The 11420-nt window shown below is 38.5% G+C and carries 9 protein-coding genes; all 9 read left to right on the top strand.

Annotation, left to right across the window (positions count from 1 at the left end; translation table 11 throughout):
* Window positions 1–25: 25 nt before the first annotated feature.
* Complete coding sequence (gene yaaA / locus OC533_RS08410; RefSeq protein ID WP_010990152.1) at window positions 26–244, top strand: S4 domain-containing protein YaaA; 219 nt, start codon at window positions 26–28, stop codon at window positions 242–244.
* Window positions 245–250: 6 nt separating this feature from the next.
* Complete coding sequence (gene recF, locus OC533_RS08405) at window positions 251–1363, top strand: DNA replication/repair protein RecF (protein WP_033533734.1); 1113 nt, start codon at window positions 251–253, stop codon at window positions 1361–1363.
* A gap of 48 nt (window positions 1364–1411) precedes the next feature.
* Window positions 1412–3352: a DNA topoisomerase (ATP-hydrolyzing) subunit B gene (gyrB, locus tag OC533_RS08400; RefSeq protein ID WP_003772716.1), complete on the top strand. Its 1941-nt coding sequence runs from the start codon at window positions 1412–1414 to the stop codon at window positions 3350–3352.
* 94 nt (window positions 3353–3446) lie between these two features.
* Complete coding sequence (gyrA, locus tag OC533_RS08395; RefSeq protein ID WP_003772715.1) at window positions 3447–5975, top strand: DNA gyrase subunit A; 2529 nt, start codon at window positions 3447–3449, stop codon at window positions 5973–5975.
* 134 nt (window positions 5976–6109) lie between these two features.
* A complete protein-coding gene (gene cls / locus OC533_RS08390; RefSeq protein WP_262265245.1) occupies window positions 6110–7612 on the top strand; it encodes a cardiolipin synthase in 1503 nt (500 codons plus the stop codon).
* Between the two features lie 27 nt (window positions 7613–7639).
* Window positions 7640–8158 carry a spermidine N1-acetyltransferase gene (gene speG, locus OC533_RS08385; RefSeq protein ID WP_003725621.1) on the top strand — a complete coding sequence of 173 codons (519 nt, stop codon included), beginning with the start codon at window positions 7640–7642 and terminating at the stop codon, window positions 8156–8158.
* A gap of 141 nt (window positions 8159–8299) precedes the next feature.
* The gene (mvk, locus tag OC533_RS08380; protein ID WP_052690306.1) at window positions 8300–9268 is read left to right on the top strand and encodes a mevalonate kinase; all 969 of its coding nucleotides are present in this window, start codon (window positions 8300–8302) and stop codon (window positions 9266–9268) included.
* A complete protein-coding gene (gene mvaD / locus OC533_RS08375) occupies window positions 9225–10196 on the top strand; it encodes a diphosphomevalonate decarboxylase (RefSeq protein WP_185482446.1) in 972 nt (323 codons plus the stop codon). Before mvk ends, mvaD begins: the two co-directional genes overlap by 44 nt.
* Complete coding sequence (locus OC533_RS08370) at window positions 10186–11256, top strand: phosphomevalonate kinase (protein ID WP_003743309.1); 1071 nt, start codon at window positions 10186–10188, stop codon at window positions 11254–11256. The genes mvaD and OC533_RS08370 overlap by 11 nt, the downstream gene beginning before the upstream one ends.
* Window positions 11257–11420 lie beyond the last annotated feature (164 nt).

Genomic DNA, 11420 nt, shown 5'->3' with positions numbered 1-11420 from the left:
TAAAAAAAGATTGGGCGTGAAATTTTTGGCTGAAACAGTAAAGATAAATAGTGAGTTCGTAACGCTTGGTCAACTTTTACAAATGATTGATGTAGTTTCAACTGGAGGAATGGCAAAAGCGTACCTTAGTGAAAATACGATTTACATCAACGGAGAGCAAGATAATCGCCGGGGGAAAAAGCTTCGTAATGGCGATGTTATCTTAGTTCCTGGTGTTGGAAAAGTGAAAATTGAGCAAGGATAATAGCAGATGCATTTAGAAAGCATTGTTTTAAGAAATTTCCGTAATTATGAAAACTTAGAACTAGAATTTTCCCCGTCTGTGAATGTTTTCCTTGGAGAGAATGCACAAGGTAAAACCAACCTTTTGGAAGCTGTGTTGATGCTTGCTCTTGCAAAATCACATCGGACAACCAATGATAAAGATTTTATTATGTGGGAAAAAGAAGAAGCCAAAATGGAAGGGCGAGTAGTGAAGCGCGGGCAAACAGTGCCTCTAGAGCTTGCTATCACCCAAAAAGGCAAGCGAGCTAAGGTCAACCATTTGGAACAAAAGAAATTGAGTCAATATGTTGGTAATTTAAATGTGGTTATTTTTGCCCCAGAAGATTTATCACTTGTGAAAGGTGCTCCAGGAGTTAGGCGCCGATTTTTAAATATGGAAATCGGACAGATGCAGCCGATTTATTTGCATAATTTAAGTGAATATCAGCGGATTTTGCAGCAACGAAACCAATATTTGAAGATGTTGCAAATGAAACGTAAAGTTGATCCAATGTTGCTTGATATTTTAACAGAGCAATTTGCAGATGTCGCCATTAATTTGACGAAAAGACGAGCTGATTTTATTCAAAAACTAGAGGCATATGCAGCGCCAATTCATCACCAAATTTCACGAGGATTAGAGACACTTAAAATCGAGTATAAAGCTTCTGTCACCCTTAATGGGGACGATCCCGAAGTGTGGAAAGCTGATTTACTTCAAAAAATGGAATCAATCAAACAAAGAGAAATCGACCGTGGTGTCACACTTATTGGGCCACATCGGGATGATTCTCTGTTTTATATTAATGGGCAAAATGTGCAAGATTTTGGTTCACAAGGCCAACAGCGAACAACGGCACTTTCTGTGAAATTAGCGGAAATCGACCTTATCCATGAAGAAACTGGTGAATATCCGGTTCTCTTACTCGATGATGTGCTCAGTGAACTAGATGATTATCGTCAATCGCATTTGCTCGGAGCTATTGAAGGAAAAGTACAAACCTTTGTAACAACCACAAGTACGAGCGGGATCGACCATAATACGCTTAAACAAGCAACAACATTTTATGTAGAAAAAGGTACAGTAAAAAAATCCTAATTTAGGTTAATATAATTTGATGAAAAAGAAAGTGCGGTGGAATAATTAATGTCAGAAGAAAATATTACAAATGTACATGAAAGTGCTTCAGATTATAACGAAGATCAAATACAAGTACTAGAAGGCCTAGAAGCAGTAAGAAAAAGACCTGGTATGTACATTGGTTCAACTAGCCAACGTGGACTCCATCACCTTGTATGGGAAATTGTTGATAATGCAATCGATGAGGCCCTTGCTGGTTTCTGTACTGAAATTGAAATTACAATTGAAGCTGATAACAGCATTACTGTTCGCGATAACGGACGTGGAATTCCAACTGGGATTAACGAAAAAATCGGTCGCCCAACAGTAGAAGTAATCTTTACAGTTCTTCATGCCGGTGGTAAATTCGGCGGCGGCGGCTATAAAGTATCAGGCGGACTTCACGGAGTTGGTGCATCGGTAGTTAATGCCCTTTCCACATCCCTTGAAGTATATGTTCACCGTGAAGGACAAAAATATTACCAACGTTTTGAACGCGGTGATGTAGTCATGGATATGGAAGTACAAGGTGAAACAGATTATCGTGGAACTATTGTTCACTTTACGCCAGATCCACAAATTTTCACTGAAACAACAGAATTTGATTTTGATACGCTTCGTACTCGTACGCGCGAACTTGCTTTCTTGAATCGTGGCTTAACTATTTCGATTGAAGACAAACGTGAAGAGCACAAAGTTCGTAAAGATTTCCACTATGAAGGCGGAATTCGTTCTTACGTGGAGCATTTAAATAAAGCAAAAGACGTTATCCATGAGCCACCAATTTATTTGGAAGGCGAACGCGATGACATTATGGTTGAGATTTCCATGCAATATAATACTGGATTCTCAAGTAATATCATTTCATTTGCGAATAATATTCATACGTATGAAGGCGGAACTCACGAATCTGGATTTAAAACGGCTTTAACGCGGGTTATTAACGACTATGCGCGCCGAAATAAATTATTTAAAGACAGTGATGATAATCTTTCCGGTGAAGATGTTCGTGAAGGTTTAACTGCTATTATTTCTATCAAACACCCAGATCCACAGTTTGAAGGACAAACAAAAACAAAACTTGGAAATTCAGAAGCTCGTTCTATCACGGATAAGCTGTTTTCTGAGGCTTTAAATAAATTTATGATGGAAAACCCAGATGTAGCTAAAAAAATCGTTGAGAAGGGCGTTGTGGCTTCTCGTGCACGTCTGGCTGCTAAGCGCGCCCGTGAAGTTGCTCGTAAAAGCAGTGGTCTAGAAATTTCTAGTTTACCTGGTAAATTAGCTGACTGTTCTTCCCGTAACCCTGAAATTAGCGAACTTTACATCGTTGAGGGTGACTCAGCTGGTGGTTCAGCTAAACAAGGTCGTGACCGTTTATTCCAAGCGATTTTGCCGATTCGTGGTAAAATTTTGAACGTGGAAAAAGCTCGTTTAGACCGTATTTTAGCTAACGAAGAAATTCGAACTATTTTTACAGCGATGGGTACTGGTTTTGGTGGAGATTTTGATGTTTCTAAATCTCGTTACCACAAATTAATTATTATGACTGATGCCGACGTTGATGGTGCACATATTCGTACACTACTTCTTACGCTATTTTATCGTTATATGCGTCCTCTGCTTGATGCAGGTTATATTTATATTGCACAACCACCGCTTTATCAAATTAAGCATGGTAAACAAATCGAGTACGTATATAGTGACGGACAATTAGAAGATTATCTAGCAAGCCTTGATGGAGACACTAAATACAGCATTCAACGATATAAAGGTCTTGGAGAAATGAACCCAGAGCAACTTTGGGATACAACCATGAATCCAGAACACCGTACACTACTTCAAGTGAATATCAAAGACGCTATTGATGCCGATGAAACTTTTGAAATGTTGATGGGTGACCGCGTGGAACCTCGTCGTAAATTCATTGAAGACAACGCGCAATACGTTAAAAACTTGGATGTTTAATAAATATTTCCCGGGTAATAATTGGGTTATTAATTGTTTTTAAAAGGTATGAACTAGATTCAGCCTTACTTTTGAAAGGGAGGTTTCTCTAACAATGGCAGAAACACCAAATCAACGAATAACAGAGATAAACTTGAATAAAGAAATGCGGACATCATTCTTAGACTATGCGATGAGTGTAATTGTTGCCCGCGCCCTACCAGATGTTCGTGACGGATTAAAACCAGTTCACCGTCGTATTCTATATGCGATGAATGACCTCGGTATGACTTCTGATAAAGCGTATAAGAAATCAGCACGTATTGTTGGGGAAGTTATTGGTAAGTATCACCCCCACGGCGATACAGCGGTTTATTTTACAATGGTTCGGATGGCGCAAGATTTTAGTTATCGTAATATGCTAGTTGATGGACATGGTAACTTTGGTTCTGTCGATGGTGATATGGCGGCAGCGATGCGTTATACAGAAGCACGTATGTCAAAAATTTCGATGGAACTACTGCGCGATATTAACAAAGACACAATTGATTATGCTGATAACTATGATGGTTCAGAACGTGAGCCAGTTATTTTGCCAGCACGTTTCCCTAACTTACTTGTCAATGGTTCGTCAGGTATTGCGGTTGGTATGGCTACGAATATTCCTACCCATCATCTGGGTGAAGTAATTGACGGCGTTTTAGCCCTTAGTCATGATCCAGAAATTAGTATTCGTGATCTAATGGAACATATTCCAGGACCCGACTTCCCTACTGCTGGGATGATTATGGGTCGTAGCGGAATTCGCCGTGCTTATGAAAGCGGTCGTGGTTCTATTACCGTTCGTGGTCGTGTCGATATTGAAGAAAAGAAAAATGGTAAAGAAACAATCGTTATCACTGAAATTCCTTACCAAGTAAATAAAGCGCGCCTAGTTGAGCGTATTGCCGAACTAGCTCGTGAGAAAAAAATTGATGGAATTACTTCTCTAAACGATGAATCTGACCGTTCCGGAATGCGCATTGTTATTGAAGTTCGTCGTGATATTAGCGCAAGTGTTATCGTGAATAACTTATTCAAAATGACAGCACTTCAAACCACTTTTGGTATTAATATGCTGGCACTTGTCGACAATCATCCAAAAGTACTTAATTTAAAAGAAATCCTTTATCACTATTTAGAACATCAAAAAGTAGTTATTCGTCGCCGTACGGAATTTGAGCTTCGTAAAGCAGAAGCGCGTGCTCATATTTTAGAGGGTTTACGAATTGCGCTTGATAATATTGATGCGATTATTAAATTAATTCGTGGATCAAAAACTTCTGATGTAGCCAAAGAAGGCTTAATGACTCAATTCAACCTTTCTGATAAACAAGCGCAAGCCATTTTAGATATGCGTTTGCAACGTTTAACAGGTTTGGAACGCGAAAAAATTGAAGAAGAATATCAAAACTTAGTGGCATTAATTAACGATTTAAAAGCCATTTTAGCTGATGATGAACGTATTCTTGAAATTATTCGTGAAGAATTAGAAGAAATCAAAGTTAAATATGCGGATAAACGTCGTACTGAAATCTTGGCTGGTGATTTAGTGAGCCTTGAAGATGAAGACTTAATCCCTGAAGAAGAAGTGGCGATTACGCTAACTAAACGTGGCTATATTAAACGTTTACCATTATCAACTTATCGTAGCCAACGTCGTGGTGGTCGTGGTATTCAAGGTATGTCTACTCATGAAGATGATTTCGTAGAGCACCTTGTTGCAACGAGCACGCATGATACGTTACTATTCTTCACTAACACGGGTAAAGTTTACCGTTCAAAAGGTTATGAAGTACCTGAATACGGTCGTACCGCGAAAGGTATTCCAATCATCAACTTACTTGGAATCGAAAGCCAAGAACAAGTGAATGCCGTGATAAATCTATCCGAATTCACTGATGACAGCTACCTATTCTTCACTACTAAACACGGTGTCGTGAAGCGTACCACCCTTTCTCAATTTGCGAAAATCCGTCAAAGTGGTCTTCGTGCTGTAGAACTTCGCGAAAACGATGAACTAATCTCTGTTCAAATGACAGATGGTAGCAAAAACATGATTATCGCAACGAAACATGGCCAATCTATCTACTTCCCAGAAGAAAATATCCGCGTAATGGGCCGTACAGCTGCCGGTGTCCGTGGTATTAGACTTCGTGAAGACGATGAAGTTATCGGTATGGAAGTACTAGAAGACGATGAAAAAGTACTCGTTGTAACAGAAAAAGGATATGGTAAACAAACGCCAGCCTCCCAATATCCGCTACGTAATCGTGGTGGTATGGGTGTTAAAACCGTTACAATTACTGAGAAAAACGGTAATTTAGTAGCAATGAAAACTGTTACTGGTGAAGAGGACTTAATGTTAATGACCGTGAGTGGAGTATTAATTCGTTTTGAAATCGATACTGTTTCTCAAACTGGTCGTAGCGCAATGGGTGTCAAACTAATTCGCCTTGATGAAGATGAAAAAGTAGCCACTGTTGCAAAAGTGCCAAAAGAAGAAGATGAAGTTGAGCTTGAGGAAGAAATCGACGAAACTCTAATCACACAAGTTCCTGATGAAAGTTTTGAAGATGCTCCTGGAAGCGACATAGAAGAATAAAACGAAGCTGGAAATGACTCTAATTTATGAATTAGAATGATTTTCCAGCTTTTTTTCAGCAGTAAAAAGCGCTTTTTGGCTGTATTTTATGTATAATATCTTTAATACGTCTAAAAAAGAGAAGAGTTGAAAAAATGCGCAAACTGGTCCAATTTCTGTTTATAGCAGTAGTTTTATTTTTAGTGGAATATGTTTTAATCAACCAAGCAGCTATCTTATTCTTAATAACAAGTGGAATCATCCAACTATGCGGGGTTATTATCGCAATTCGGCTACTTCTGTTCGATCAGCGGAATACTAGCTCAAAAGTCGCTTGGATTGCCGTTATTTTCATTTTGCCAGTGCTTGGAACAATTAGTTACCTTGTGTTTGGTAGAAATCCAGCAACTAGAAAATTCAGTACAGCTCAAGTAATGGAAAAAGCTAAATTAATTAATGCGATTCATGCAATTCCAAACAACACCAATGAAAAATTACCAAGGCTTTCTAAAAGAATTGCGCATTTAACGTCCATAGAGCCGATTAAGGGAAATAAAATTGAAATATTAACAAATGGTGAGGAAACTTTCCCAGTGCTCCTAGACGCGCTTAGAAAGGCTGAAAACCATATTCACATTCAATATTATATTTTTAAAACGGATGCGATTTCTACAGAGATTCGTGATATTTTGGTGGAAAAAGCGAAATCCGGTGTTGAAGTTAGGTTTATGTTTGACGGTCTTGGATCAAGCAAACTGAGTAAAGCCTTTTTAGCTCCTTTGAAAGAAGCTGGAGTTAGTATTCACGCATTTGACCCAATTGCCTCCCCTTGGATTGTAAGAACAGCCAACTTAAGAAATCACCGTAAAATTGTTGTGATTGACGGACAAATTGGCTTTACAGGTGGACTTAACATTGGGGAAGAATATCGCTCTAATACACCAGATTTTCGTGTCTGGCGTGATACACACATGAAAATCACAGGACAGGCTGTTATCGAACTCCAAGAATCTTTTCTAAATGATTGGATTTATATGGAAAATCAGGCTGGGGCTGCTGATCAATTTATTAGTGAAGCTGGATTACAACAATATTTTTCACCAGTTGATGTAGGTGATGAATGGGCGCAAGTGATATACGGCGGACCATATGATAAAGAAAAATGGGTTCGTGATTCGATGCTTGATTTGATTGATTCCGCTAAAGAATCAGTTTGGATTGTATCGCCCTATTTTGTTCCAGATGAGGAGGCTCTTGCGGTTATTCGCCGGGTTGCAATGAGTGGTGTCGACGTGCGAGTTATTATTCCTGGAAAAGGCGATCGCGGGATTTCATTCCACGGAAGTAATGCTTATGTAAAAACGATGATTGAAGCAGGAGCGAAAATGTATGCTTATGCCGATGACTCTTTTGTTCATGCAAAAGCAATGCTTGTGGACGGAACACGTGCGGCTATTGGAACTGCTAATTTTGACGTGCGTAGTTTTAGATTGAACCATGAATTAATGGTATTCTTATATGATGAAAGTGAGGCTATGCTTCATTTAAAACGTGACTTTAAGAAAGATTTTGAAGATAGCCGACTATTTACGATGAAAGATATGGAAAACAAACCATTATTGACTCGTATAAAAGAAGTCCTATCCAGTTTATTATAACCAATTTTATAATTTAGGAGTGGAAAAATGAGTGGAGATTTAAAACTTAGACCGCTTGAACGAGAAGATTTAAAATTTGTTCACCGGTTAAATAATGATGCGAAAATAATGTCTTATTGGTTTGAAGAGCCATATGAGGCGTTCGTCGAGCTTCAGGAGCTATATGATAAGCACATTCACGATCAGTCAGAACGCCGTTTTATTTTAGAATTAGATGGTCAAATGGTTGGACTAGTTGAGTTAATGGAAATTGATTATATTCACCGGAGAGCGGAATTTCAAATTATTATTGATCCTAAGTTTCAGGGTCATGGTTACGCTGTTTCTGCCACAAAACTCGCGATGAAATATGCTTTTCACGTACTAAACCTGCATAAACTATATTTAGTAGTTGATAAAGTAAATGAAAAAGCAATTCATGTCTATGAAAAAGTTGGTTTTATTCGTGAAGGCGAGCTAATTGATGAATTTTTTGTTGATGGAACATACCACGATGCAATTCGGATGTGTATTTTTCAACATCAATATCAAGAAATGGATATTTAAAAGGTGATTGGCGTGGGAAAAGTTGCGCCAGTCATTGTTTTGGGTCAAAAAAAGTTCTATAATAAGGTTTTAGTGAAAAAATTATGGTATCATGAAGTATTAAAGTTTGTATTATTTTGATGGAGAAAGGATTGGCGTGCATTGGCTACAGGCATTGGGACAGCTAAAATGATATTATGCGGAGAACATGCAGTTGTATACGGAGAACCGGCGATTTCAGTCCCATTTACACAAGCAATAGTAACGACAAATGTAGAAACTTCTACAAAAACCAAATTTTCTTCGGCATTTTTTACAGGTGATTTAGAAAATATGCCTGATTTCTTAGCAGGAATCAAAGCATTAGTAGTAGATGTTTTAAATGAAATTGGTAATGGTGAAAATGTATCTATTCATGTAACTTCAGGCGTTCCGATTGGCCGAGGATTAGGTTCAAGTGCTGCAGTAGCAACAAGTATTGCGCGTGGCTTATATAAATATTTCAATCAAGAATTAGACTCTAAAAAACTATTAGCAATTGTAAATGCAGCAGAAAAAATTGCCCACGGAAATGCTAGTGGAGTTGATGCGATTACAGTCGTGAGTGAAAAGCCCGTATGGTATGAGCGAGATCGAAAACTAGAAATTATGCATTTTCCTAAAAAAATTACTTTTGTAGTAGCAGATACTGGCGTTCCAAGTGAAACCAGAGATGCAGTAAAAGATGTGCAAATTTTATACAAAGAAAATCAAGCTGAAATAGGGAAAATAATCCACCAACTCGGTGATATTTCCCGGGAAATAAAGTTGCATTTAGAAGGCGATGCTGACACTGTGAAGATAGGTGCTGCAATGAATAAAGCTCAATCTTATTTGGAAACTTTGACAGTTAGTGATAGCAGTTTAGAGAAATTAATTAAAGTAGCTAGAAGTAATGGCGCGGACGGGGCGAAACTTACAGGTGGCGGTAGAGGCGGATGTATTATCGCTGTAGCAAAAAATCAAGAAATCGCTAAACAAATAACGACGGCGCTTCATAATGCTGGAGCTGCACAAGAATGGATTTTTACGATTGGAGAAGGTAGTTATGAGAGCGACAGCCATCGCACACACGAATGTGGCGCTAATTAAATACTGGGGAAAACGCGATGAACACTTGATTCTACCTGCAAACAGTAGTTTATCCTTCACGGTAGATAAATTTTATACAAAAACAACGGTAGAATGGGACGAAAACTTAGCCCAGGATACATTTATTCTAAATAATGAACAAAAAACGGATGCTAAAGTAGCTCGTTTTATAGATAAAATGCGTGAAGAATTCGGTATTTCAGCAAAAGCAAAAATTACTTCCGAAAATCACGTTCCAACTGCGGCCGGGCTTGCTTCATCGGCTTCTGCATTTGCAGCTCTTGCACTTGCTGGATCTAGCGCTGCTGGCAGAAAAGACACAAAAGAATACATTTCCAGACTGGCTCGTTTCGGGTCTGGTTCTGCTTCTCGTTCCGTTTTCGGCGATTTTGTCATTTGGGAAAAAGGTGAGCTCGCGGATGGTAGTGATTCATTTGCCGTACCTTTTACCAATAAATTATGTGACAAAATGTCTCTTGTAGTCGCAGTCGTTTCTGATAAAGAAAAGAAAGTTTCTAGTCGGGATGGAATGCGCCTAACTGTTGAAACATCTCCGTTTTTCGAAAAATGGGTTTCTGCTGCTGAAACAGACTTGGAAGAAATGAAACAAGCTATTTTGGAGGAAGATTTCATCAAAGTTGGCGAAATCACAGAACGAAATGGCATGAAAATGCATGCGACAACGCTTGGTGCAGAGCCTCCTTTTACTTATTTTCAACCTTTGTCGCTAGAAATAATGGATGCTGTTAGAGAATTGCGTGAAAACGGCATACCAGCCTATTTCACAATGGATGCTGGTCCAAATGTTAAAGTTATTTGTGAGCGTCAAAATGAAAATATTGTAGCAGAGAAGTTGTCAGGTTTGGCTAAAAACGTTCTAATTTGCCACGCTGGTAAGGAAGCGAGTGTTATATCAGATGAAAAATAAACTACAAGTTAAAATACCTGGAAAATTATATGTTGCTGGTGAGTATGCGGTGGTAGAATCCGGTCACACAGCCATTCTAACTGCAGTTAATCGTTATATAACGCTAACTCTTGAAGATAGTGAACGCAATGAATTATGGATTCCACATTATGAAAATCCAGTTTCATGGCCAATTGGCGGAGAACTTAAACCAGACGGGGAACATTGGACATTTACAGCTGAAGCAATTAATATCGCGACAACTTTCCTAAAATCAGAAGGTATAGAACTAACTCCTGTGAAGATGGTCATTGAAACAGAACTAATCGACCAATCTGGCGCAAAGTATGGACTCGGTTCAAGCGCAGCGGCAACGGTTGCTGTAATCAACGCGTTAATGACGAAATTTTATCCAGAAATATCAATGCTTAAAAAATTCAAACTAGCTGCCCTTTCACATTTAGTTGTGCAAGGTAATGGTTCTTGTGGTGATATTGCTTCTTGTATGTATGGTGGCTGGATTGCTTATACGACCTTTGATCAGGAATGGGTGAAGCATCGTTTAGCTTATAAATCACTCGAATGGTTTATGAAAGAGCCGTGGCCAATGCTTCAAATCGAAACATTAGAAGAACCAGTACCGACTTTTTCTGTAGGTTGGACGGGCACACCGGTAAGTACCGGAAAACTAGTTTCGCAAATTCATGCATTTAAGCAAGAAGATAGCAAGAATTATCAACATTTTTTAACTAGAAATAATGAGATTATGAAGCAAATAATTCAAGCTTTCCATACGAAAGACGAGGAATTGCTTTATTCATCTATTAAAGAAAATCGTCGCATTCTTCAAGAACTTGGAACAAAAGCTGGCGTAAATATTGAAACAAGCTTGCTAAAAGAACTCGCGGACTCAGCTGAAAATATGGGCGGCGCAGGCAAATCTTCTGGCTCTGGTGGCGGCGACTGCGGAATAGCTTTCTCGAAAACGAAAGAACTAGCCGAAAAACTTGTCAATGAGTGGGAAAAGCTTGGTATTAAACATTTACCTTTCCATACAGGGAGAGTTCAAATTACTGAATAAATTTTAAGCAGCAAACTAAAATAAATAGTTTGTTGCTTTTTTGTTTCAAATTTCACAATCTAGGGAATAGTGAACAGAATAAAAGTTTGTGAAATATTTAATATATCAGGTTTTTGAACTAAGGTATTAAATCAGATATAATGAGTTAGAGTATGAACATAGTG

Origin of the sequence: Listeria sp. Marseille-Q6474, assembly GCF_946902005.1 — a bacterium.
Taxonomy (GTDB): domain Bacteria; phylum Bacillota; class Bacilli; order Lactobacillales; family Listeriaceae; genus Listeria; species Listeria innocua.
The sequence above is the reverse complement of the archived record's forward strand: the minus strand, read 5'-3'. Positions and strand labels throughout refer to the sequence as shown.